The 23,361-nt window shown below is 63.5% G+C and carries 20 protein-coding genes; 16 read left to right on the plus strand and 4 right to left on the minus strand.

The window, feature by feature from the left end; translation table 11 throughout:
- Positions 1 to 101: 101 nt before the first annotated feature.
- Positions 102 to 545 carry a hypothetical protein gene (locus LUA85_RS08170; RefSeq protein WP_231468631.1) on the plus strand — a complete coding sequence of 148 codons (444 nt, stop codon included), beginning with the start codon at positions 102 to 104 and terminating at the stop codon, positions 543 to 545.
- Positions 532 to 1,689: a site-specific integrase gene (locus LUA85_RS08175; protein ID WP_231468633.1), complete on the plus strand. Its 1,158-nt coding sequence runs from the start codon at positions 532 to 534 to the stop codon at positions 1,687 to 1,689. Before LUA85_RS08170 ends, LUA85_RS08175 begins: the two co-directional genes overlap by 14 nt.
- Positions 1,690 to 1,829: 140 nt before the next feature.
- Here the strand turns inward: LUA85_RS08175 and LUA85_RS08180 are convergent, their stop codons facing one another.
- The 3 genes from LUA85_RS08180 to LUA85_RS08190 all read right to left on the minus strand — a co-directional run bounded on the left by LUA85_RS08180 (position 1,830) and on the right by LUA85_RS08190 (position 3,733).
- Positions 1,830 to 2,645 carry a sterol desaturase family protein gene (locus tag LUA85_RS08180; protein WP_231468635.1) on the minus strand — a complete coding sequence of 272 codons (816 nt, stop codon included), beginning with the start codon at positions 2,643 to 2,645 and terminating at the stop codon, positions 1,830 to 1,832.
- Positions 2,646 to 2,649: 4 nt separating this feature from the next.
- On the minus strand, positions 2,650 to 3,099 hold the full coding sequence (locus LUA85_RS08185; protein WP_231468637.1) for an EF-hand domain-containing protein: 450 nt from the start codon (positions 3,097 to 3,099) through the stop codon (positions 2,650 to 2,652).
- A 133-nt stretch (positions 3,100 to 3,232) separates the two neighbouring features.
- A complete protein-coding gene (locus tag LUA85_RS08190; RefSeq protein WP_231468639.1) occupies positions 3,233 to 3,733 on the minus strand; it encodes a hypothetical protein in 501 nt (166 codons plus the stop codon).
- 211 nt (positions 3,734 to 3,944) lie between these two features.
- On the opposite strand from LUA85_RS08190, the gene LUA85_RS08195 reads away from it, so the two are divergent.
- From LUA85_RS08195 to LUA85_RS08225, 7 genes are all read left to right on the plus strand, one after another.
- Positions 3,945 to 4,667, plus strand: coding sequence for a response regulator (locus tag LUA85_RS08195; protein ID WP_231468640.1), 723 nt, complete (start codon positions 3,945 to 3,947; stop codon positions 4,665 to 4,667).
- On the plus strand, positions 4,664 to 6,016 hold the full coding sequence (locus LUA85_RS08200) for an ATP-binding protein (RefSeq protein ID WP_231468643.1): 1,353 nt from the start codon (positions 4,664 to 4,666) through the stop codon (positions 6,014 to 6,016). The genes LUA85_RS08195 and LUA85_RS08200 overlap by 4 nt, the downstream gene beginning before the upstream one ends.
- Before the next feature lie 132 nt (positions 6,017 to 6,148).
- Entirely contained in the window at positions 6,149 to 6,439 is a 291-nt protein-coding gene (locus LUA85_RS08205) for a septum formation initiator family protein (protein WP_231468645.1), read from the plus strand.
- A 178-nt stretch (positions 6,440 to 6,617) separates the two neighbouring features.
- The gene (locus LUA85_RS08210; RefSeq protein ID WP_371823661.1) at positions 6,618 to 8,141 is read left to right on the plus strand and encodes a phospholipase D-like domain-containing protein; all 1,524 of its coding nucleotides are present in this window, start codon (positions 6,618 to 6,620) and stop codon (positions 8,139 to 8,141) included.
- An 11-nt stretch (positions 8,142 to 8,152) separates the two neighbouring features.
- Positions 8,153 to 8,767 (plus strand): GTP cyclohydrolase I FolE, encoded by a 615-nt coding sequence (folE, locus tag LUA85_RS08215; RefSeq protein ID WP_231468647.1) that lies wholly within the window; start codon positions 8,153 to 8,155, stop codon positions 8,765 to 8,767.
- Positions 8,768 to 8,883: 116 nt separating this feature from the next.
- Complete coding sequence (locus LUA85_RS08220) at positions 8,884 to 9,336, plus strand: hypothetical protein (RefSeq protein WP_231468649.1); 453 nt, start codon at positions 8,884 to 8,886, stop codon at positions 9,334 to 9,336.
- 15 nt (positions 9,337 to 9,351) lie between these two features.
- Positions 9,352 to 10,095 (plus strand): TorF family putative porin, encoded by a 744-nt coding sequence (locus LUA85_RS08225; RefSeq protein WP_231468651.1) that lies wholly within the window; start codon positions 9,352 to 9,354, stop codon positions 10,093 to 10,095.
- Between the two features lie 42 nt (positions 10,096 to 10,137).
- Here LUA85_RS08225 and LUA85_RS08230 read toward each other — a convergent pair whose 3' ends face one another.
- The gene (locus tag LUA85_RS08230; protein ID WP_231468653.1) at positions 10,138 to 10,617 is read right to left on the minus strand and encodes a peroxiredoxin; all 480 of its coding nucleotides are present in this window, start codon (positions 10,615 to 10,617) and stop codon (positions 10,138 to 10,140) included.
- Positions 10,618 to 10,823: 206 nt separating this feature from the next.
- On the opposite strand from LUA85_RS08230, the gene ahcY reads away from it, so the two are divergent.
- From ahcY to addA, 7 genes are all read left to right on the plus strand, one after another.
- Positions 10,824 to 12,239, plus strand: a complete 1,416-nt coding sequence (gene ahcY / locus LUA85_RS08235) for an adenosylhomocysteinase (RefSeq protein ID WP_231468655.1) — start codon at positions 10,824 to 10,826, stop codon at positions 12,237 to 12,239.
- 155 nt (positions 12,240 to 12,394) lie between these two features.
- On the plus strand, positions 12,395 to 14,743 hold the full coding sequence (locus LUA85_RS08240; RefSeq protein ID WP_231468657.1) for a PAS domain-containing sensor histidine kinase: 2,349 nt from the start codon (positions 12,395 to 12,397) through the stop codon (positions 14,741 to 14,743).
- Positions 14,740 to 15,189 carry a tRNA (adenosine(37)-N6)-threonylcarbamoyltransferase complex ATPase subunit type 1 TsaE gene (gene tsaE, locus LUA85_RS08245; RefSeq protein ID WP_231468660.1) on the plus strand — a complete coding sequence of 150 codons (450 nt, stop codon included), beginning with the start codon at positions 14,740 to 14,742 and terminating at the stop codon, positions 15,187 to 15,189. The genes LUA85_RS08240 and tsaE overlap by 4 nt, the downstream gene beginning before the upstream one ends.
- On the plus strand, positions 15,180 to 16,178 hold the full coding sequence (locus tag LUA85_RS08250; protein WP_231468662.1) for an aminoglycoside phosphotransferase family protein: 999 nt from the start codon (positions 15,180 to 15,182) through the stop codon (positions 16,176 to 16,178). Before tsaE ends, LUA85_RS08250 begins: the two co-directional genes overlap by 10 nt.
- Positions 16,175 to 16,897, plus strand: a complete 723-nt coding sequence (locus tag LUA85_RS08255; protein ID WP_231468664.1) for a nucleotidyltransferase family protein — start codon at positions 16,175 to 16,177, stop codon at positions 16,895 to 16,897. The genes LUA85_RS08250 and LUA85_RS08255 overlap by 4 nt, the downstream gene beginning before the upstream one ends.
- 1 nt (position 16,898) lies before the next feature.
- Entirely contained in the window at positions 16,899 to 19,886 is a 2,988-nt protein-coding gene (gene addB, locus LUA85_RS08260) for a double-strand break repair protein AddB (RefSeq protein WP_231468665.1), read from the plus strand.
- On the plus strand, positions 19,883 to 23,359 hold the full coding sequence (gene addA / locus LUA85_RS08265; protein ID WP_231468666.1) for a double-strand break repair helicase AddA: 3,477 nt from the start codon (positions 19,883 to 19,885) through the stop codon (positions 23,357 to 23,359). Before addB ends, addA begins: the two co-directional genes overlap by 4 nt.
- Positions 23,360 to 23,361 lie beyond the last annotated feature (2 nt).

Genomic DNA, 23,361 nt, shown 5'->3' on the forward strand with positions numbered 1-23,361 from the left:
AAATCGCGTTGGCAGTAGAGCTGACCCAGCTTGGCCTACCGCCTGAACGAGCAACCACCATTATCTCGCGTAACACGTTCCCAGTTGCGTCCGCAGTTACGTTGGCCGCTCAATCGTTGATCTTGGCGGAGCATGGCAAGATCGAGGAGGGAGACGATATATTACAGATGTACGTCTATTTTGACCCAAGATCTTTAGATGCTTTATGCGATGAGACGGAGCAGGATAATATAAGCGACCTCGAATCGTTCTTCTACGGCGGGGCAGAGCTAGTTTCGGAGCTTCTTAAAAGGTCATCATTCGAAGATTCGCCTAGGCTTTCGCTTGTCAACATAACTCGAGTTCTTGCGACTGTGGGAGCACTGCTCCCGGGGAACTTCTTGGAGCCCCTGCTGGACTGGTCGGATGCTGCCGTCCGATCTATTGATGAGTTCGAGGCCGAAAATGCGTTGGTTAAGCAAACCTACCGGGATGAGGGCAAGAGCGACCGCTATTACGACGTTTTAAGGGAACTGTTCAGAAAGCACTCCAATGGCAATCCGTAAGCGCGCCTGGACCGCGCCGGACGGCAGCGAGAAAACGGCTTGGCTGGTCGATTACAAGGATCAGGCCGGGAAGCGCCGCGCCAAGCAGTTCGCCCGCAAGAAGGATGCGGAAGCGTGGCGGGTAGGTGCTGCATGGCAGGTGAGCCAAGGCGTGCACACTGCCGACTCGCAATCTGTGACTGTCGCCGCCGCTGCCGATCTGTGGATCAAGAAAGCAGAGGCAGAGGGCAGGGAGCGCGGAACCATCGCTCAGTATGGCCAGCTTGCCCGAAAGCACATCGTGCCCTTCCTTGGCGCTGAGAAGCTGTCACGCCTCACCCGGCCCGCCATCGAGGCATACCGCGATGAACTTATCGCAACGCGATCCAAGGCCATGGCAGGCAAGGCGGTGCGTGCCCTGTCCAGCATCTTGACCGAAGCGCAGCGCCGGGGCCTCGTTGCGCAGAACGTAGCCAGTGGCGTCAAGGTAATCCGGCAGGCCCGCGAACGCGCCAAGATTACCATTCCCGACAAGACCGAGCTAAAAGCGATTCTTGACGCTGCTAGCGACGATCTACGGCCCATGCTGCTTACCGCCATATTGACGGGTCTGCGTTCATCCGAACTGCGGGGGCTGCGCTGGTCGGACATCGACCTAAAGCGCGGTCGGCTTTCGGTAAACCAGCGCGCCGACAAGTTCGGAGAGATTGGACCGCCGAAGTCGGGGGCTGGTTATCGCACGATTCCGATAGGGCAGGCGTTGGTCAAGGAATTGACCGCATGGAAACTGCGCTGTCCGAAGGGACCGGAGGGGCTGGCGTTCCCGAACACTGAAGGCGGTGTTCAGCAATACGGCCACCTGTTGCGCCGGAAGTTTCTGCCCTTGCAGGTCAAGGCGGGCGTCTGCGATCCGGTGATCGAGGATGGCAAGCCCAAGCTGGACAAGAAGAGCCTGCCAACGATGCAGGCCCGCTACGGCTTCCACGCTCTACGCCACGCCGCCGCGAGTGCCTGGATAAAGCAGAAGATCGACTTGAAGCGCCTGCAGGTGTGGATCGGGCACGAGAGCATCCAATTGACGCTGGATACCTACGGCCACCTTATCACGGATGCGAGCGGGGACGCGGCTATTATCGCTGCTTCACAGGCCGAATTGCTGGCTTAAGTGCAACACCAGTGCAACATGGACCGAGAAATCCTAATTAAATCAAAGTCGCGCGGACGATTCCTAATCTGGGGGCCATGGGTTCGAATCCCGTCGGGTGCACCATTTTTCAGAATTTTCGATGGCAATTCGCGGTCTGATCAGGGACGGCCGAGTGCGACTTTTATCTTGGCGCTTGCCCCGCGCGCCTGCGCGATGTCTGCGAAGAGCCGTCGCCATTCGTGTAGGGCGATGTGCACGGGATTGCGGGAATCGAGATCGTGGACCAGTCCGTAGCGCAGGGCGCGGTCATGCGGTTCTGCGCGGAAAGTGCCGAACAGGCGGTCCCACACGATCAAGATGCCGCCGAAGTTGCAATCGAGATAGTCGGTCTCGCTCGCGTGGTGAGCACGGTGGTGCGAAGGTGTGTTGAACACCGCTTCGATCCACTTTGGCAGGCGGCCCACGGCCTCGGTATGCAACGGGAACTGATAGATCAGGTTGGCACCCAGCAGCACCGCGACGACCATAGGCGGAAACCCGATCAGCACCAGGACGGCAAAGAAGACCCAGCCCAGCGAGAAAAATTCCGTCCAGCCCAGGCGGATCGCGCTGGGCAGGACATATTCGCGGGCGGAATGGTGCACAGCGTGGGTTGCCCACATCCAGCGGACGGTGTGGCTGAAACGGTGGAACCAGTAGTACGCGAATTCGAGAGCGAAAAATCCGGCGACCCATGTCCGCCAGTTGTCCGCAGGCAACTGAACAGGCGAAATGTCGGCCAGCAGCAGAAAGATCGCGCCGGTCAGGAGGCCGGTGAGCGGACGGAAAATCGCCTGCCCCACCGCCACGCCGAGACTGGCGGCCGCAGCACCGCCATCATAGCCGCGCCCCTTGCGCAGCCGCCAGCCGATCTCTCCCAGCACCAGCGCGAGCATGATCGCGACAATCCACGGATGTTGAAACGCAAGACGCATGGTTCTAGCTTTGTTTGAGGGCGGAAATCGCTGACTTGATTTCAGCTTCGGTCACGCGGCCATCGCGATTGGCATCGGCCATATCATAAGCTGGCGTAGGGCCGGACGAGAACTCCGCGCGACTGATGCGCCCATCACGGTTCGTGTCGTATGTCTGGCGCATGGTAGCGAGACGTCCGCTGTCCCAGCGGCTTCTGGCGAAGCCGGGCAGATCTTCCTTGCTGAAGTAGCTATCGCCATTGCGATCGAGGCGCGGCCATTCGGCGGTGCGGTGCTTCAGCAGTTCGGGGCGGGTTATCACGCCGTCCTTGTTGGCATCGGCTGCACGAATACGTTCGAGCGCTTCTTCTCCGCCGAAATCGTGGGAAGGGCGGCCCGATGGGGCTGCCTGGACAGCAGCGGGCATCACGGCCACCAGGGCCAGGGCGGAAATGATGTTGCGAGCGAAAGGCATGGGATCGGGATCCATCGGAAAGGGGCATGACGCGACGCATCGGGGGGGCTTCATCCAGGGTGGGATGAGCGCCGCGCCATGCCAGGTTGAAGGACGTCCGACAAACGGCAGTCCAGGGGTTATGGCGCAGCGCTTAACGGCAGGCGATCGTTTCGCCCGCAGCGTTGGTGCAGGTGCCGGAATGGCTGAGGGCGCCATCGCTGAGCGTGGTGGAGCCGGAATAGCTGTTGCCGGTGGTAGCGTTGGTGGCATTGGTCGAGCGCGAACCGCTGGCGGTGCCATCTGCACTGCGGGTGAAGTTGCCCTGCGACGATGCACTGCCGCGCGCACCGCTGGTGGATGCCCCGGCATTGCGCGTTACGGTGCCGTCGGGCGAGACCGAGGTGGTCGAGGCCCGGCCGCCGCGCGCACCGTTGGCGCCCCGGAAGCCCGATGCGCTGGCACGGGTTACGGTGCCATCTTCTGCAGTGGTGGTGCCTGCCGCACGACCGGCGACGCCCTTCTTGCCCGCAACGGCGCCGGCAGAGCCGTTCTGTCCGCGCAGGCGCACACCGCCGCTGGCATCGGCGGTGGATGCAAAGGCGAGCGCGGCAACGGCGGTAAACGCGGTCAGGGTGGTGCGAAGTTTCGTCATGTCCAATCTCCTTCAAACTGGCCCGCGGCGAAGTTGCACTTGTGTTTGCGGGCGACAGGAGGTTTTCTGCCTGCAAGATGCATCACCGCAATGTCGGGAAACGGCAAAGTCGTGGCAGGGCATGACAGCGGCAGCCTGTTGTAACGGTTTGTCACACCTTGCCCGCCGGGCCGACTGGCTGATCGCGAACGGCAATGGCAGGAGTCCGTCCATGACCGAACGTCCGCACCGCCTGCTTGTCGTCGATGACGATCCCGAACTGCGCAATCTTTTGCAGCGGTTCCTTTCCGAACACGGCTTTGCCGTGCGCGCGGTGGACGGTGGCAAGGCGATGGACGTGGCGCTGCAGCGCGAACCGGCCGATGTCATCGTGCTGGACCTGATGATGCCCGGCGAGGACGGGCTGGCCATCCTGCGCCGCCTGCGCGCCAATGGTGAGCAGGTGCCGGTGATCATGCTGACCGCGCGCGGCGATCCGGTTGACCGGGTTCTGGGGCTGGAAATGGGTGCGGACGACTATCTTGGCAAACCGTTCCTGCCGCGAGAACTGGTGGCCCGGATTGCCGCGCTGCTTCGCAGGATAGCACCGGCGCGCGGTGCAAGCAGCGACGAGACGGTGACTGTCGGTCCTTTCGAGGTCAACTTTTCAGCGATGACGGTTTGCCGTGATGGTGCGGCGTTGCCATTGTCATCGCGCGAATTTGCGCTGATGGCGGCGCTGGCGCGCAGCCCCGGACGCCCGCTCAGCCGCGCACAACTGATCGACCGGGCGCTGGGCCGCGACGCAGAAGTGACCGATCGCGCCATCGATGTGCAGGTGGCGCGCCTGCGCCGGGCCATAGGCGACGATGCGGGCGAGCCGCGGTATATCCGCACGGTATGGGGCGTGGGCTATGTTCTGGCACCTGAAAGCAGCGGGCCGGGACCGGCATGAACTGGAAGCTTCCTGCATTCGCGCTCCCGCGCAGCCTGTTGCGCAGGAACGTGGCCCTGATGGTTGGCGTGGTGCTGGCCGGGCAGGTGGTTGCCGGGCTGCTGGTGATGACGCTTGTGATCCAGCCGCAAGTCAACCGGATCGCACAACTCACCGCAGACATGGTGTCCGTGCTTGCACAGGTCATGGACGAGCTGCCGGAATCGCAGCGCGAGGAGATGCTGGCGCAGATCGGGCGCAGCGGTAACGTGCTGGTCAGGCTGGAGGAGCCAGTGATGCACAGTGGCCAAACCGGTTTGCGCAATCGCCTGCCAAGCTTCATCGAGCGTCAGTTCATCCGCGCCCTTTCCGGCAGGCTGGGCATGAACGGCAATCTGGACTGGCGGCGTGGCCGCGACAATCGGCTATGGTTCCAGTTGAAGATCGGTTCCCGCATGGTGTGGATAAGCGTCACCCCGCCATCGGGCCGCAGCGCGATGCAGACGCTGCTTTATGCCTTGATCGTCGCTTTCATCGTCGCGGCCGCAGCAGGGCTGATGTTGCAACGACGGCTCGATGCCCCGCTCCGGCGGTTGGCGGCGCAAGTCGATGCCTTTGCGCCGGAAGCTGTAAAGCAGGGGCAGATACTGCCCTTGCTGGAAACGTCCGGGCCGCAGGAAGTCGCCGCAGTCGCCAGCGCCTTCAACCGGCTGACGGAACGCCTTGCGCAGGACGAGGCAGAACGATCGCTGATGCTGGCAGGCGTCAGCCATGATCTGCGGACGCCATTGACCCGGTTGCGGCTATGTCTGGAAATGATGGGCGGCAGCGATGCTGAAATTGAGGCAACCGCTGCGCGTCAGGTCGATCGCATAGAGGCAATGCTCGAACAGTTTCTCGATTTCGCACGAGGGTTTGCCGATGAGCGGGTAGCGGACTGCAATGTTGCGGAACTCCTGAAAATCGTGGCGCGCGATTGCGATCCGGCGGGGGAAACCGAAGTGAAAGCCGATGCCGCGCTGCATGCGACGCTTCGGTGCCTGGCCGTTGCGCGGGCGGTCGGCAATCTGCTGGGCAATGCGCTGCGGCATGGGCGGCGCCCGGTCCGTCTGACCGCTCACGCCGTGGCTGGAGTCCTCCGCATAGAGGTGAGCGACGCTGGCGCAGGGTTTGATCCGGCCCAGGCACAGCAACTCCTGCGGCCCTTTGCGCGAGGTGACAGCGCGCGCGGCGGTGATGGCGCCGGGCTTGGTCTTGCGATTGCAGAGCGCGTCGCGCTGGCGCATGGCGGCACTCTGCGTTTCATGGCGCGAAATGACCGTTTTTGTGCCGTGCTGGAACTGCCTGATGTGCAAGCAAACGTCCGCTGAGGTGCGGGCGGGCCGACGGAACTGGGAAAGCATCCGGTAAAATCGGCCAGGTGGTTCAGCTTGCGGGTATTACGGCTTGAATCGACCCGACAATTGTGATTCAGTATGAACATGCAATCACGACGTTCACCCATGCTGCCGAACGACAGTCTGACCCAGTCTTTTGCGCTGGTGGCTTTGCTGGTGCTGGGTGCGATCGGCGTTGCCGGGCCAAGCGGCTTGCTGGCCTGGGGCGAGAATGCGCGCCTGCTTGAACAGCGCGAGGCTGAAATTGCGCAATTGACGGCAGAACGGGATCGGATGAAGAACCGGGTGACGCTGCTTGATCCCCGACAGGCAGACCCCGATCTTGTCGGTGAACTGCTCCGCAGCAATCTGAACATGGCCCACCCAGACGAACTGGTGATTTCCGTACCGGACTGATTTAGCGCGCGCGCAGCGCGATGTCGGGCGACTTTCGGGAACCTTCATATTCTTTGCACGTTGCCCTGCAATAGAGCAGGCATGCCAGTGTGCTGACGTTGTGTCGCCAGCTGACCTTTATCGCAATTGCGATCGCGCGAGCTTGGAGTGACACAGATATGCGGTGGGCGGGGGTTTGGTGACGCGCGACGAGGCCCCGGACGAGAACCCGTCTGTTCCAGAAGATCAGGTCGATCACGCAGGCGAATCGCCTTCGGTTTGGCGCTATGCCATGGCAAGCCGCGCGCATGCGGTTATCGACGCGGCCGACTATTTTTCCCTGATGCGCGAAACCATGATGCGGGCGCAACAGCGGATCATGCTGATTGGCTGGGATTTCGATACGCGGATACTTATCGGCGGTGGACGGCGGTGGTGGAACCTGCCGCGCCGTAAGGTATCGCCCGCACGCCTTGGCGCCTTCGTGGTGTGGCTGGCCAACCGGCGCAAGACGCTTGATGTGCGCGTACTCAAGTGGAATTTCGGTGCGTTGAAAGCGGTGTTTCGCGGATCGATGATGCTTGATCTGCTGCGCTGGTGGCGGCATCCGCGCATCGTGTTCAAACTGGACAGCGCGCATCCACTGGGATGCAGCCACCACCAGAAGATCGCGGTGATCGATGACAGGTTTGCCGTGTGCGGCGGAATCGACATGGCGGGAGACCGCTGGGACACGCGCGAGCATCTTGATAATGACAAGCGACGCAGGCGGCCGCGCGGTCAGCTATATGGTCCATGGCATGATTGCACCATGTTGATGGAAGGCGAAGCTGCGGCGCTGCTTGGCAAGTTCGGGCGGACGCGGTGGGTTCAGGCCGGTGGCAAGCCGATGTTGCCGTGCCTTCCACAGGATGCATCGCCCTGGCCTGGCCAGGTTGAGGCGGAATTCCGCAATGTGGAGATCGGAATCGCGCGGACCCGCTCGCAATATGCCGATGCGGGTGAAATCCGCGAAATCGAGGCGCTGTTTCTTGAGCATATCGCACGGGCAAGGAAGTTCATCTATTTCGAGAACCAGTACTTTGCATCGCGCAAGATTGCCGAGGCGATTGCATTGCGCATGGGTGAACCCGATCCGCCGGAGGTGATCCTGATCAACCCGGAGAGTTCTGACGGGTGGCTGGAGCAGACCGCGATGGACGGGGCGCGCATACGTCTTGTCCGGTCGATCGACGAGGTCGATCACAAACGCCGGTTTTCGGTTTGGCATCCGGTAACTGCAGGCGGAACGCCGATCTACGTCCATTCGAAGCTGACGATCATTGATGATGAAATATTGCGGATCGGGTCGGCCAACCTCAACAACCGGTCGATGGGGCTGGACAGCGAATGCGATGTCTTCATCGACAGTGCCAGACCGGCGAACGGCCATTGCGCGAAGACAATCCGCGACTTACGCATTTCGCTGCTGGCAGAGCATTGCGGTGTGACGCCTGACCGGGTAGCGGAACTTCTCGACCAGCATGGCGGGATGGCGGCGATGATCGCGGCGGTGCCGCAGGATGGCAAGCGCCTGATACCTTTCGTTCCGCGCGAGCTGAGCGATGCGGAGAAGGCGCTCGCCGACAACGAGGTGCTGGACCCTGAGCGACCGGAGGAGATGCTCTCGTTCTATCGCAGGGGGTTGTTCAAGAGCCGGATCCTGCGGCGGCCGATGCGATAGTGAGGGATGCGATGAGCAGTCTTGTTGGACCGGATGAGGACGACGATCTGGCGCGTGGCAAAGTGCCCGTGCCTGCCGATGTGCAGGAGGCCATTCGCACATTGATCCGCTGGTCTGGCGACGATCCATCGCGTGAGGGGCTTCTCGATACGCCAAAGCGCGTGGCGCGGGCGTGGAAAGAATACTGTCTCGGTTATGGAGAAGATCCCGCCCGGCATCTTGAGCGGCAGTTCGAGGAGGTGGGCGGTTACGACGAGATCGTGCTGCTGAAGAACATCCCGTTCCAGTCGCACTGCGAACATCACATGGCACCGATCATCGGCAAGGCGGCGATCGCCTATCTGCCGCGCGACAAGGTTGTCGGCATATCGAAGCTGGCGCGTGTGTTGCACGGCTTCGCCCGCCGCCTCCAGATACAGGAACGGCTGACCGCCGAAGTCGCGCAATGTATCTGGGATAATCTGCGGCCGCACGGCGTGGCGGTGGTAATCGAGGCGAGCCATGCCTGCATGACTGCGCGCGGCGTTCGCACACCCGGCGTCGGCATGGTGACGAGCCGGATGATGGGCACGTTCCTGGAAGATACACGCAGCCGCAAGGAAGTGCTCAGCCTGATGGGATATTGATCGATACAGCGGCAAAGAAACATTACAATTCCGCGTCTTGGGTTGGCCTGCGGGCCGGTCTAGGTTGCTCAGGTCACTGGCAGGAACAGGCCGGGTCAAAGCAGGAGACCGTGGAAATGAAATGCTTCGCTATCGCCATGCTCACGTTCGGCGCGATTTTTTCCGTGCCTGTACAGGCGCTGGAACATCGTGAAACGATCGATCATCCGGCAGCCGGACCGATTGCCGCAGACTATCGTGGAGCCACTGCGATTGCGACAACGCAGACAGGTACGACCGGTCCCGGCGGTCGTGCGACAACGCTGCGGTGCAACTGGTCAGTGTCCTTGACAGTCGAGCGCACTGCGATTGCCGGATCGGGATTGCAAGCCTCACGCGCGATGACGCGCGACGGTGCGCTGAAGGGATCGCTGCCGGGGTGGTGTTCATCCAGCGGCAAGGAGATCGGTCGCATCGTCGAGGCGAGACGTGCCGCATTGCGCGAGGCGATGATGGCCATGGTGGCGCAGGATCGTGCGGTGATCCTCGTTGAAGCAGACGGGGCGCAAAAGCGCGCCCGTGAAGGATAAGGGGTTTTCCAGATTATGATCGGTGTGAACGCGCGGATCGGGTTGGCGCTGCTGGTTGCGGGGGCATATGTCCCCGCAGCCCATGCGCAATCGGTGGATTTCGGCGTGGAGGCGACAACCGACGAAGTGCGCCGGGGTCTGAGCTGGAGCGATGGCGAGATTTCGGCGTCGAGCGATGCCTATGTCGGGTTTGCCGGGCTGGACGCAGCGGTGCGGGTTTCGGCCCTGCGCAAGTCCGATCGCCATGCCAATGCAGATGTCGTGGCCGATCTGGCACTGGGCAAGGATTGGGATGCGGGCGCATTCACGCTGCGGACCGAGGCCATCGGTCATGTATTTGGTGGTGCGGACACCGGCATGAACTATGCCGAAGTGGGGCTGGGCGCCCGCTATTCGATCGGGCCGTTGCAAGTGGGCGCAAATGCCTATTACGCGCCGGGACAGGAAGCGATCGGTGGCGATAACCTGCATCTGCGCGCATCGGCGCTTGCGGGCATACCAGCGTTTCCCCTGAGTGTTTCGGCATCGGTCGGCTACACGTCAGGCGATGCCGACAATGCGGTCCGTGCGGCGCGGTTGCGCCCGGTGGGCAGTTATTCAGACTGGAAGGTAGGGCTGGAATACAACCAGTATCCGTTCACCGTCGGTCTGGATTACGTGGGTACGGATATCGACACCTCACGCGTGGTCGCATCGCCCTTTGCGGATGTGCGCCATGCCGGAGACAAGGTCGTCGGGCGCGTCAGGCTTTCATTCTGACAGGTAGCGGCCCCCGCGCGCACGTGCGGGGGCCGGACCGGATCAGAGGTTTTCGAGCATGTGTTCGGCCGAGGAGACCTTGAAGTCGCCCGGTGCTTCGACGAACAGCTGTTCTACCACGCCATCGTTGACGACCATCGAGAAGCGCTGGCCACGCTTGCCCAGACCAAAGCCCGAACCGTCCATGGTCAGGCCGAGAGCTTCGGCAAGATCGCCGTTGCCGTCTGCCAGCATCGTCACTTCAGGCGAACCAGTGGCAGCACCCCATGCCTTCATCACGAAGGGATCGTTGACGGCGGTGCAGGCGATTTCGTCAACGCCCTTGGCCTTGAGGTCAGCCGCCTTTTCGACATAGCCCGGCAGGTGCTTGGCCGAGCAGGTGGGCGTGAATGCGCCAGGCACCGAAAACAGGGCGACCTTCTTGCCCTTGAAGTAATCGGCGGCCTGCACGGCTTCGTTGCCTTCTGCGGTTGCCTTGACGATCTTCACGTCGGGCAGCTTGTCTCCAACAGCGATTGTCATCCCCAAATTCCTTTCATGGTGCTCAATTGGCGGGTCTTGCCGCAGGGATATAGGTGGCTTGCGCGAAGGCGCAACGGGGCAGGCGGGGGGATAGTCCTCAACAGCGATATAAAGAAGTCTTTATACTATGTTTGCACGATGGGCACAGGTTCGCTAAGGGGCGGACATGGCGCAGATGCGCAGACCGGAATTCAGGAGAATGCCTCGTGGCCAGCGTGATTGACGCCAAGAACGACTATGTGATCGCCGACATCGGCCTTGCCGACTTTGGCCGCGCCGAAATCCGCATCGCCGAAACCGAAATGCCGGGACTGATGGCCCTGCGTGAGGAATTCGGCGCATCGCAGCCGCTCAAGGGCGCGCGCATCACCGGATCGCTGCACATGACGATCCAGACCGCCGTGCTGATCGAAACGCTGGTGGCACTGGGCGCTGACGTGCGCTGGGCCACGTGCAACATCTTCTCGACGCAGGATCATGCTGCCGCCGCGATTGCCGCCGCCGGTATCCCGGTGTTTGCGATCAAGGGCGAAAGCCTGGCCGAATACTGGGATTATGTCGGTTCGATCTTCGATTGGGACGACGGCACGGGCCGCACCGCCAACATGATCCTGGATGATGGCGGCGACGCCACGATGTTCGCGCTGTGGGGCGCGCGCGTTGAAGCGGGCGAAGATCTGTTCGAGCCGAGCAACGCCGAGGAAATCGAATTCGTCCGCGCGCTCAAGGAATTCCTCAAGCGCAAGCCGGGCTACCTGACCATGTCGGTCGCGCACATCAAGGGCGTGTCCGAGGAAACGACGACGGGCGTCCACCGTCTTTACCAGATCGCCAAGGACGGCAAGCTGCCGTTCCCCGCGATCAACGTGAACGACAGCGTGACCAAGTCGAAGTTCGACAACCTCTATGGCTGCAAGGAATCGCTTGTCGATGCCATCCGTCGCGCAACAGACGTGATGCTGGCGGGCAAGGTCGCTTGCGTGGCTGGGTTCGGCGATGTGGGCAAGGGTAGCGCGGCGTCGCTGCGCAACGGCGGTGCCCGTGTCATGGTCACCGAAGTCGATCCCATTTGCGCGTTGCAGGCGGCAATGGAAGGCTATGAAGTCGTCACCATGGAAGAGGCGGTTACCCGCGCCGACATCTTCGTGACCGCGACCGGCAACGAGGCCGTGATCACCGCCGAGCACATGAAGGCGATGAAGCCGATGAGCATCGTGTGCAACATCGGGCACTTCGACAGCGAAATCCAGATTGCCGCGCTGGACAACTACAAGTGGACCGAAGTGAAGCCGGGCACTGATCTGGTGGAATTCCCCGACGGCAAACAGATCATCATCCTTGCCAAGGGCCGTCTGGTGAACCTCGGCTGCGCGACCGGCCACCCCAGCTTCGTGATGAGCGCCAGCTTCACCAACCAGACGCTTGCGCAGATCGAACTGTTCACCAAGAACGCGCAGTACAAGAACGAAGTCTACGTTCTGCCCAAGCATCTCGACGAGAAGGTGGCCGCGTTGCATCTGGAAAAGCTGGGCGTAAAACTGACCAGGCTTTCGAAGAAGCAGGCCGACTACATCGGTGTTCCAGAACAAGGTCCGTTCAAGCCGGATCATTACCGCTATTGATGGTGGCTGGCGTCCCCGCGAAAGCGGGGACCTCAGGCGTATTGCGCGATGGCGGTTTTATCTGTCCTGAGGCCCCCGCCTGCGCGGGGGGGCGCATGCCGGGTTTCGCGCGCTTGGCATTGTAATTCGCCCGGCCAGACCGTAGCGAGTGCAGGATGCCGTTGCTTAACCAGACCGCTTTGGTGCTGATCGGACTGCTGCTTGCCACTTGGACCGTGGGGGCAGGCTGGTTCGTGCTGGAGGCGCGCAAGCGGGCGCGGCGCGGCGAAGCGGTGCAGCGGCAGGCGCGGCGGCTGGCGCGGATGATCGACGAATCGCCCGCACTGCCGCTGCTGGTGCGCGCGGACGGACGGATTGAAGGGCCTGCGCGGCTGGCCGGATGGCTCGGTTTCGAGGCTATGCCGGGCTACCTTTCCGAACTTGACGCGGGTGAGCGCGGATTGGACGAAGTACAGCTTTCGTGGCTGAGCGATGCCGTGCGGCGCGCCCAGAAGACCGGCACACCATTCCGTCTGGCGCTGACCCCGCGTGGTGGCACACGCAGCCTTGCAGCGCACGGGCATCTGGCTGATCCGCAAGTATCGCCGGGCGGCGCAGCGCTGGTGTGGCTCTTCGACTTTTCCCAAAGCGAGGCCGAACTGGTGCAACTGCGCGCCGAGACGGCCAGCGCCAAGGCCGATTTTGCCGGGCTTTCGGGCCTGATCGAAGCCGCGCCCTTGCCGATGTGGTTTCGCGGGCCGGATTTCCGCTTGCGGCTGGTCAACAGTGCCTATGTGAAGGCAGTCGGTGCGGCCAGTGCCGAGGCGGTCATCGCGCAGGGCATCGAACTGATCGAGCCGGTGGATGGGCTTTCGGCGGCGCAAGTGGCGCGACAGGCACATTCGCGGCAAGTTCCGGTCGAAAGATCGTTGCAAGCCACGATCAAGGGTCAGCGCCGGGCGCTGCGGGTAACCGACCTGCCGCTGGGCGAAGAAGGCGTGGCAGGATACGCCGTCGATATAGAGGAAATGGAGGAGCTGATCCGCCAGTTTCGCCGGTTCCGTGAAGCGCAACGCGAAATGCTCGACACGCTGTCCGCCGGGATCGCGCAGTTCGACGACAAGCGCAATCTGGTGTTTGCCAACCAGCCATTTCTGCGCATTTTTGCCGTGCCGCATGCCTGGGTGATCGATACGCCGCCATTCGATCGCGTGATCGACAGGATGCGAGATGCCGGGCGCCTGCCAGAAGTGCGCGATTTTCCCGAATGGCGGCGTGAACGGCAGGGCTGGTTCCTGGCGCGCGAACCGATGGAGGAATCGTGGCACTTGTCTGACGGTACGCATCTGCGCGTGATCGGCCAGCCCATGCCCGATGGCGGGCTGTTGATGATCTTCGAGGATCGTACCGAACAACTCCAGCTTTCCGCCACGCGCGACACGCTGCTGCGGACGCGCACGGCAACATTCGACAATTTGTTCGAATCGCTGGCGGTGTTCGCTCCCGATGCCAAGTTGCAGTTGTGGAACCGGCGTTTTGCCGCTGACTGGGGGCTGGACGAGGCGTTTCTGGGTACGCATCCGCGGGCAGATGTGCTGCTGAACCAGATTGCATCGCAATTGAAGCGTCCGGCGCAAGTCGGCACGATAGCGCAAGTGATTCAGGGGGCAACGCTGGAGCGCAAGCAGCGCAGCGGGCGGCTGACGCTGGCCGACGGGCGGCATCTGGCGATTGCGGGTGTACCCTTGCCCGATGGCAATGGCATGCTGACGGTCCTTGACATTACCGACAGCCAGAAGGCCGAGGCGGCACTGCGTGAACGCAATGCCGCGCTGGTCGAGGCAGACGCCGTGAAGACGCGGTTCATCGCCAACATGAGCTATGAATTCCGCACGCCGCTGACCTCTATCGGCGGTTTTGCCGAACTGTTGCAGAGCGGCCTTGCCGGGCAACTGACCGAGCAGCAGAACGAATATGTCGCTGCGATTCTTTCTTCGGTGGAGCGGCTGGGCGAGCAGATCGAAAATGTGCTCGACCTTTCGCAAAGCGAGGCCGGAACGCTGCCGCTGGCGCAGGAGCAGGTCGAGATGTTCCCCTTGCTGACCGAAGTGGTGCATGAACGCGAGGAGCGGCTGGTTGCCGCGGGCCTGACGCTCGATTTGCGCGGCGACAAGTCTGCGGGACTGGTGACCGGCGATGCGCGGCGGTTACGGCGGGCTTTCGGACAATTGATCGACAACGCGATTGCGGCGACCCCTGAAGGTGGTCGCATCCTGGTGGAAGCCGCGCGCAAGAAGGGTGCGAAGCTGCAAGTCGTGGTTTCCGACAATGGTCGGGGCATGGAACCCGCCGTGCTGGCGCGAGCCATGGAAGGACTGAAAGTCAGCGCCGATGGCCGCGCTGTGGAACGGCGGCAGGGGCTTGGCCTGCCCTTGGTGCGGCAACTGGTCGAGGCGCATGGTGGCACGCTGGAACTGATGTCCGAACCGGGGCTGGGGACAAGCGCGATCGTGGTTCTGCCGTGATCGTCGAACTGCCCGATCTCGACGCCTCGCAAGCGCTGGCGCATCGGATCGCTGCGGATTTGCGTAGTGGCGACGTTGTGGCGCTGACCGGCGGACTGGGGGCGGGCAAGACCACATTGGCGCGCGCCATTATCGCGAGCCTTGGCCATGACGGCGAAGTGCCCAGTCCCAGTTTTGCGATCATCGAGGTGTACGATCCGCCATCGGTGCGCCTGCCGCTGGTGCACGCCGACTTCTATCGGCTTGAGCATCCATCGGAAGCCGACGAGATCGGGCTGGACGATTACCGGCAGGGTGCGGCACTGCTGGCGGAGTGGCCTGAAAATGCGGGCGGCTTTGCGCATGAGCCGGGGTGCCTGTCGATCACGCTTGAATCCACGGAAAACGGGCGGCGGGCCATTGTGCGCGCGGGGATGGATTGGCTAGGGCGGGGTTCATGGACCTGACCATCCCTTTGGGCACCGAGGCTTTCCTGAACAACGCAGGCTGGGTCGGCGCGACGATAGAGCCTTTGCCGGGGGACGCATCGTTCCGCCGCTATTTCCGTATCCGCCATACGAAGGGCACGGCCATGCTGATGCATGCACCGCCGCCGAACGAGGACCCGGAACCGTTCATCCGCTCGGCCAGATGGCTTGAAGGCAATGGCATGCGCGCGCCGATCATTCTGGCCGAGCAGGCCGAGGACGGCTTCGTGCTGCTGGAGGATTTCGGCGAAGTGCGGATGCGCGAATACCTCGACGCCTGGCCGCAGGATGAGGAAGAGATTTACCGCGGCGCGATCGATGCGCTGATCCGGTTGCGCCGCCTCCCGCCGGGACCGTTCACCGGCTATACGCTGGCCGAATACCAGCGCGAGGCAAAGCTGTTCATCGACTGGTTCGTGCCCGCGCGCGGGCTGTATGTCGATGGGCGCAGCTGGACGAACGCCTGGGAAGATGTGCTTTCGCCCTTGCTCGGAAGGCAACGGCCGGGTGTGACGGTGCTGCGCGATTATCATGCCGAAAACGTCATGCTGGTGGGCGGGCTGGACAAGCAGGGCCTGCTTGATTTTCAGGACGCGCTGGTGGGCCATGCCGCCTATGATCTCGTTTCGCTGTTGCAGGATGCGCGGCGCGACGTATCGCCGGAGCTTGAGGCGAAGATGCTCGACTATTATCTGGCGCAGTCGGGTGTTCAATCGGCAGGAGAAGGCGATGACTTCCGGGCTGATTATGCCCGGCTTGGCGCACAGCGCAACGCCAAGATCGTCGGCATTTTCGTGCGGCTGTGGAAGCGTGACGGCAAGCCGCGCTATCTCGATTACATCCCGCGCGTGTGGGCGCTGATGGAGCGCGATCTGGCGCACCCCGCGCTGGCACCTGTGGCTGCGTGGTTCGATGCGAATATTCCGGCTGACGTTCGCGCCAGCCTGGGGGGCAGGTTCGCGGTATGACGAAACCGCTGGCGAGCGACGTGGCGATGGTGCTTTCGGCAGGCCTTGGCAAGCGCATGCGGCCTTTGACGGCATCGCGCCCCAAGCCACTGGTGCAGGTGGCGGGCAAACCGCTGATCGACCATTGCCTCGACAAGCTGGAAGAAGCGGGCGTGGCGCGGGCGGTGGTGAACGTACACTATCTGGCCGATGCGATGGAGGCTTATCTGTCGCGCCGACAAGCGCCGACGGTCGCCATTTCGGACGAGCGTGACCTGTTGCTGGAAACGGGTGGTGGCATGGTCAAGGCGCTGCCGCTGATCCGCAGCGATCCGTTCTTTGCGCTGAACAGCGACAACATCTGGCTGGATGGGCCGCGCAACGTGTTCGAGCATCTGTCCGATGCATGGGATCCTGATCGGATGGACGCGCTGCTGTTGCTGGTGCCCCATGCACGCGCATTCAATTATCGCGGCAAGGGCGATTTCCACATGGACCCGATGGGCCGGATTTCCCGGCGGCGCACCGGGCGGATCGCTCCGTTCATCTACAGCGGCATCCAGATCGTTTCGCACCGCCTGCTGCGCGATGCACCGGAAGGATCGTTTTCGACCACCAGGCTGTGGGACCGCGCGATAGCCGAGGGACGACTGTACGGAACGTCGCACCTGGGCCTGTGGTACGAGGTGGGCGAGCCGGGCATGATCGCGCCGACCGAAACCGCATTGCGGCAGGATTGAGATGAACGAAGCGGCCGCCCGCCCGCGCGTGTGGTCCATCGCGGCGCACCGTGGCTTTGCCGATGCACTGGTGGCGGGCCTGATCCCGCGATACCGCGAGGACCGTTTCGGCCTTGCCCGCCTGACGCTGCTGCTGCCCAGCCAGCGCGCTATTCGCACGGTGACCGAAGCCTTCGTGCGGGTCAGCGGTGCGGGCTTGCTGCTGCCGCGCATGGCGGTGGTGGGCGATCTCGATCTGGACGAGACGCTGGGACCGTTGCTCGATCCGATCGGCGCAGGGCTGGATATTCCCGAAGCCGTCGATCCGGTGTGGCGGCTGTTGCGACTGGCGCGCATTCTGGGTGATGTGCTGGGGACCGAGGCGCCGGGCGAAGCGGCGCTGCTGCGGCAGGCGCGGGGGCTTGCGCAAGGGATCGACCGTCTGCTGGTGGAAGGGATTCACCCCCTGCAACTGCTGGACGAAACCGTTGTCGGAATTGCGTCCGATCTGTCGGTTCACTGGATCGAAAACACGCGCGTCTTCGCGTCGGTGTTCACGATCTGGCAGGCCGAACTGGAATCCATGGGGCAGATTGACGCGCCTGACCGGCGCAACCGGCTGCTCGACCATGCTGCGAAAACATGGCGGGACCGTCCGCCTGCGCATCCGGTGATTGCGGCAGGCGTCACCTCGGCATCGCCCGCAGTGGCAAGGCTGCTGCGCACGGTGGCGGACATGCCCGATGGCGGGGTGATCCTGCCCGATCTCGATCTGGCGCTGGACGCGGGCGTCTGGGATGCATTGGGCAGCGCGGGCGGGCCGGATGGCGCCGTGTTCGAACGCGGCGATGTGGTGACCCATCCGCAATATCACCTGAAGTTGCTGCTGAACCGCATGGGCATTGCGCGCGGTGAGGTGCAGCCGTGGCACCGCGCGGGCCTTTCGCCTGCGCCGCCTGAGCGCAGCCGTGCTATTTCCAATCTGTTCCTGCCGCCCGATGCAAGCGCGGCGTGGGTTTCGCTGGAGGCAAAAGACCGACGGCTTTCGGGCGTTCGGGTAATGGAATGCGCCAACCCGGAAGAGGAAGCGCAAGCCATCGCGGTACTGGTGCGCGAAGCCCTGGAGGTTCCCGAACGGCGGGTGGCGGTCATCACACCGGATCGCAGTCTGGCCGCGCGCGTGGTGGCCCATCTTGGTCGCTGGAACGTGGTGGCCGACGACACGGCGGGCAAGCCCTTGCCGCAGACGGCAGCGGGACGGCTGCTGCTGCAACTGGCTGAAGCGGTGGCCGAGCGGGTCGCGCCGGTGCCGCTGGTGGCCTTGCTGGGGCATCCGCTGGTGCAGGCTGGCGAGAGGCGACCGCGATGGCTGGAGCGTGTGCGCCAGCTCGATCTTGTCTTGCGGGGGCCAAGGCCGGGACCGGGATTGCCTGCGATCCGGCAATCGGTGGAGAAGTTCGAAAAGCGCTTTGCGGGGCTGACCGAATGGTGGTCGGGCGTGGAGGATCTGCTGTTTCCGCTGGTCTCGCTCGAAGGGGCGTTGCCGCTCGATGCCGCGCTGGTTGCGCTGGGCGAGGCGGGCGAGGCTTTGTGCGGTATCGGGCTGTGGGCGCAGGCCGATGGGCGCTGTCTGGCCCAGTTTGTCGAGCGCTGGCGCGAGGCTGCGGGCGGTGTGCCGACGATGATCGAATGCGCCGAACTTCCCGCCTTGCTGCGCGATGCGATGGACGAGATTTCGGTGCGCCCACCTTATGGCAGCCATCCGCGACTGGCGATCTACGGCTTGCTGGAGGCGCGGATGAGCCGCGCCGATCTGGTGATCTGCGGGGGACTGACCGAGGGCACTTGGCCGGGCAATCCCGCGCCCGACCCACTGCTCGCCCCGCCGATCCTGCGGGCGTTGGGCATTCCCGGCGCAGATTTTCGCATTGGCCTTGCCGCGCACGATCTTGCCGCAGCGCTGGGCGCGCCCGAAGTGGTGCTGAGCCACGCGCAGCGCGATGCCGCCGGGCCTGCCATTCCTTCGCGCTTCCTTTTGCGCATTCAGGCGATGCTGGGCGAACAGTTGCGCGTGGAAAGCCGCGCGGTGGACTTTGCCAGGGCATTGGCCCATGCCGAGCCTGCGCCACACTATCCGCAGCCAAAGCCGATGCCGTCGGCCGACCAACGGCGCGTACCGATTGCGGTGACCGCGCTCGATCGGCTGCGCGGCGATCCGTATCAGTTCTATGCCTCGGCCATCCTCGGCCTGCGCAGCCTTGATCCGCTTGATGCCGACCCGACACCTGCGTGGAAGGGCACGGCGGTGCATGAGATTCTGCAGGATTGGCACGAGGCTGGCGGTGTGCCCGGTGAACTGGTCCCGTTTGCCGAAAGGCGCTTCTCCGAAATGAGCGCACACCCGTTCATGCGGACAATGTGGAAGCCGCGCCTGATCGATGCGCTGCACTGGATCGAAGAAGAGACCGACCGGCTTGCGGACGAAGGGCGCGAAGTTCTCGCAGTGGAGCGCAAGGGCGAGATCGTGGTCGATGGCATCCGTATCCACGGACGCGCGGACCGCATCGACAGGCTGGCCGATGGCACTCTTGCGGTGGTCGATTACAAGACCGGGATGCCGCCCTCCGGCAAGATGGTGGAGCAGGGCTTTTCGCTGCAACTGGGCCTGATCGGGCTGATCGCGCAGGGCGGCGGCATGGATGGGGTGGCGGGCGAACCCTCGCGTTTCGAATACTGGTCCATGGGGCGCAACAAGGAACGCGGTTTCGGCTACATGAAGTCCCCGGTGAAGACGACTGCGCGCCAGTCGGGCATCCCGCTGGAGGATTTCCTTGTAAAAACCGAGGATTTCCTACGCGAAGCCATTGCGCGGTGGCTGCTGGGCACGGAACCGTTCACCGCGCGGCTCAATCCTGATCTTCCGGGCTATTCCGACTATGACCAGTTGATGCGGCTTGATGAATGGCAGGGGCGTGAGCGCAAGGGCGATTCCGGCGAGGACGCTACATGAGCAAGGTCTATCCGCTGCGGGACAATCAGGCACATGCCGTGGATCCGGTCCGCACTGTCTGGCTCTCGGCGTCGGCCGGCACAGGCAAGACGCAGGTGCTCTCGGCGCGCGTATTGCGGCTGCTGTTGCAGGACGGCGTCGAGCCTGAGCAATTGCTGTGCCTGACCTTTACCAAGGCCGGCGCCGCCGAAATGGCAACGCGCGTGAACGAAGTTCTGGCGGGCTGGGTACGGATGGACGATGCCCGTCTGGCGCGCGACCTGATGGCGATTGGCGCGCCGTTTGATCCGGCAACCGTGGCGCGGGCGCGAAGCCGCTTTGCCGCCGTGCTCGATTGCCCCGGTGGCGGTTTGCGGATCGAGACGATTCATGCGTTCTGCCAGTGGTTGCTGGCGTCCTTCCCGGTCGAGGCTGGATTGCGCCCCGGAACACGCGCGATGGAAGACCGTGATCGCGCGCTGCTGGTGCGGCAGGTACTGGCCGAACTGCTGGTAGAGGCCGAGGCGCGCGGCGATGAGGCTTTGCTGGATGCACTGGCCGCGCTTTCGCTGCGGATGAGCGAGGATCAGGTCGAGGCGTTCCTGCTGCGTTGTGCGGGCGCGCGTGATCTGTGGTGGGGACCGGGTTCGTGGCTTCCGCCCCTGCGGCCAAGGATCAACAGCGTACTGGGCTTGGGGGAGGACGACGGCGAGGCCAGCCTGGCCGCCATCTGCGCGGACGGGGCGTTCGATGCGGCGGCCCTGCGATCCTGCCTTGAAGTGCAACTGGACTGGGGCACCGCCAACGGGGCCAAGATGGCCGAGCCTATCGCATCCTGGCTGGCGTCGACGGCGGAGAACCGGGCGCGCGGCATCGAGGACATGGCCAGAGCGCTGTGCAACGCCGAGGGCGAGCCGAAGTGGCTGAAGAACCTGCTCAAGATCGATGCCGCCTATGGCGAGGCGGCAGGTCGGGTGATTGCTTCGATCGAGGCGGTGCGCGAACTGAAGGCGAAGCTGGATCTGGCGGACCTGCTGGATACCGCGCTTACCGTGGGGCGGCGGTTTGCGCTCGCTTGGGACGAAGCCAAGACGCGCGAAGGGTTCATCGATTTTGATGACCAGATCAGGGCAGCGGCGGACCTTTTGACCAAGCGCACAACGGCGGACTGGATCCGGTTCAAGCTGGACCGGCGGTTCGATCACATTCTGGTGGACGAAGCGCAGGATACCAATGCCTCGCAATGGGAAATCGTGCTCGACGGACTGGTTTCCGATTTCTTCACCGGCGAAGGGCAGCGCGGGCCGAAGATGCGCACGCTGTTCGTGGTGGGCGATTACAAGCAGGCGATCTTCGGATTTCAGGGGACCAGCCCGGAAAATTTCGCAAAGGCCAGCGGCAAGGTCAAAGGCCAGCTTGATGACGTGGCGGCGGTGCTGCGTGACCCGGAACGGCAATTGCTGGAACTGGGGCTGGGCCAATCGTTCCGCACCGCCAATCCGATCCTCGATTTTGTCGACAGCGCGATTTCCCGGATCGGTTGGGACCGCTTTGGCCTGAGCCAGCCGCCGGAACCGCATCGCGGGCTGGATATACCCGGCACAATCGGGCTGTGGCGCGTGGTGGGTGACGAGGAAAAGCTCGAAGAGGCGGGTGAGGATGGTGACGAGGGCGAGGAGGGCTGGCTCTCGCGCCCGGACCGCGAACTGGCCGACCGCATCGCGCGGCAGGTTCGCGCCTGGATCGACAGTGGCTTTCCGCTCTCGAAGGGTGGGCCGAATCTGGCCGATGCAGGCGATGTGATGATCCTTGTGCGCAAGCGCAAGGAACTGGCAGGGTTGATCGTGGCGCGGCTACATGCGCGGGGCGTTCCGGTGGCGGGCGTCGACCGGCTGCGGCTGGGCGCGCCGCTGGCGGTGAAGGATCTGGTGGCGGCGCTGCGTTTTGCCGGGCAGCCGCTGGACGATCTCAATCTGGCGGGGCTGCTGGTTTCGCCGCTGATCGGGTGGACGCAGGAAGACCTGCTCGAACACGGTTATCGCCCGCATGGTGAACGGCTGTGGAATTGGCTGCGGCGCAACGAAGGGCCAGCCACGTTTGCGGCAATGGAGCGCTTGCGCAGTCTGCTGGCGCGGGCCGATTATGATCCGCCGCAAGTGTTGCTGCACTGGTTGCTGGTCGGGCCGTGGGACGGGCGGCGCCTGCTGGTGGCACGGCTTGGGCGCGAGGCGAACGACCCGATCGATGAACTGCTGAACACGACCATGGCCTATTCCAGCGCCAATGTGCCAAGCCTTGTCGGATTCCTGCAATGGTTCGATGCAGGTGAGGGCGAACTGAAGCGCGAGGCTGGCAAGAGCGACGGTCTGGTGCGGGTGATGACCGTGCACGGATCGAAGGGCCTGCAGGCACCCATCGTGATCCTTGCCGATGCGGCCGATGACCCGGATCTTTCGCCCCCGCGCGGGCTGTCGCTGGTCGAGGATGTGATCGGTGCCCGTCGCAAGGTGCCGCTGCCACCCCTGCGCAAGGAAGAGAAAGCGTCCGCCGTGCTGGAAGCCGAGGCCGAGGCGAAGCGGGCCGAGCGCGAGGAGCACTGGCGATTGCTCTATGTCGCCATGACCCGCGCGGAAGAGGCGCTGTTCATTGCCGGGGCCAAGGGCAAGAAGCGCAGGCAGAGCGGCGATGAACTGCCCAAGGACAGCTGGTTTGCGCAGCTGGAGCCGCTGTTTGGCGATAATGGCTGGGAAGACTGTGCATTGTGGGGCGGTCGCAAGACCATTGGTGCGCCACTGTCCTTCCCGATAAAGGCGGCACTACCGGGCGATTTGGTGCGGGCGGTACTGCCGGATGTGCTGCTGACGCCTGTCGGTGCCGAACCAAGCCCGCCGCGCCCGCTCGCGCCGTCGTCACTGGGCGATGACGATGCGTCCGATCCGCCAGCGCCTTCGGGACCGGGCGCGATACTGGCGGCGCGACGCGGGACGCTGCTGCATCGTTTGATCGAGCGGTTGCCCGAAGTCGCTGCCGACGCGCGCGCCGAAGCGGGGCATGCGTGGCTGTTGCGGGCCGGCAGCGAATTTGCCGCCGATGAGCGTGACGCAATGGTTCGCTCGGCGCTGGCGGTGCTGGAGCATCCCGACTGGGCGGACGTGTTCGGGCCGGATTCGCTGGCCGAGGTGCCACTGGCGGCGGTCGTTGGCGGGCGCGTGGTGAGCGGAACGGTGGACCGGCTGGTGATCGGGGGCGAGCGCATCCGCATCGTCGATTTCAAGACCGCGCGGCGTCCACCGCAGACATTTGCTGAAATTCCTGTGGCCTACGTGCGGCAGATGGCGGCTTATGTGGCGGCGCTGGAAGCAATTCATCCGGGGATGCCGGTGGAGGCTGCGCTGCTTTACACTCACAGGCCCGAATTGTTCGTGGTGCCGCGCGATGTGATTGAAGCGCAGAAGTTGCGCCTTGCCGGGCAGCAGGAATCCTTTTCCGCATGATC

This window comes from Novosphingobium sp. CECT 9465 (assembly GCF_920987055.1).
Classification (GTDB): domain Bacteria; phylum Pseudomonadota; class Alphaproteobacteria; order Sphingomonadales; family Sphingomonadaceae; genus Novosphingobium.

Coding starts and splice junctions, on each gene's coding strand:
- LUA85_RS08175 (WP_231468633.1), top strand. CDS start 532: ATGGCAATCCGTAAGCGCGCCTGGACCGCGCCGGACGGCAGCGAGAAA.
- LUA85_RS08225 (WP_231468651.1), top strand. CDS start 9,352: ATGATCGGTGTGAACGCGCGGATCGGGTTGGCGCTGCTGGTTGCGGGG.
- LUA85_RS08185 (WP_231468637.1), bottom strand. CDS start 3,099: ATGCCTTTCGCTCGCAACATCATTTCCGCCCTGGCCCTGGTGGCCGTG.
- addA (WP_231468666.1), top strand. CDS start 19,883: ATGAGCAAGGTCTATCCGCTGCGGGACAATCAGGCACATGCCGTGGAT.
- LUA85_RS08180 (WP_231468635.1), bottom strand. CDS start 2,645: ATGCGTCTTGCGTTTCAACATCCGTGGATTGTCGCGATCATGCTCGCG.
- LUA85_RS08220 (WP_231468649.1), top strand. CDS start 8,884: ATGAAATGCTTCGCTATCGCCATGCTCACGTTCGGCGCGATTTTTTCC.
- LUA85_RS08255 (WP_231468664.1), top strand. CDS start 16,175: ATGACGAAACCGCTGGCGAGCGACGTGGCGATGGTGCTTTCGGCAGGC.
- LUA85_RS08195 (WP_231468640.1), top strand. CDS start 3,945: ATGACCGAACGTCCGCACCGCCTGCTTGTCGTCGATGACGATCCCGAA.
- LUA85_RS08190 (WP_231468639.1), bottom strand. CDS start 3,733: ATGACGAAACTTCGCACCACCCTGACCGCGTTTACCGCCGTTGCCGCG.
- LUA85_RS08250 (WP_231468662.1), top strand. CDS start 15,180: ATGGACCTGACCATCCCTTTGGGCACCGAGGCTTTCCTGAACAACGCA.
- LUA85_RS08200 (WP_231468643.1), top strand. CDS start 4,664: ATGAACTGGAAGCTTCCTGCATTCGCGCTCCCGCGCAGCCTGTTGCGC.
- LUA85_RS08230 (WP_231468653.1), bottom strand. CDS start 10,617: ATGACAATCGCTGTTGGAGACAAGCTGCCCGACGTGAAGATCGTCAAG.
- LUA85_RS08205 (WP_231468645.1), top strand. CDS start 6,149: ATGCTGCCGAACGACAGTCTGACCCAGTCTTTTGCGCTGGTGGCTTTG.
- folE (WP_231468647.1), top strand. CDS start 8,153: ATGAGCAGTCTTGTTGGACCGGATGAGGACGACGATCTGGCGCGTGGC.
- LUA85_RS08240 (WP_231468657.1), top strand. CDS start 12,395: ATGCCGTTGCTTAACCAGACCGCTTTGGTGCTGATCGGACTGCTGCTT.
- addB (WP_231468665.1), top strand. CDS start 16,899: ATGAACGAAGCGGCCGCCCGCCCGCGCGTGTGGTCCATCGCGGCGCAC.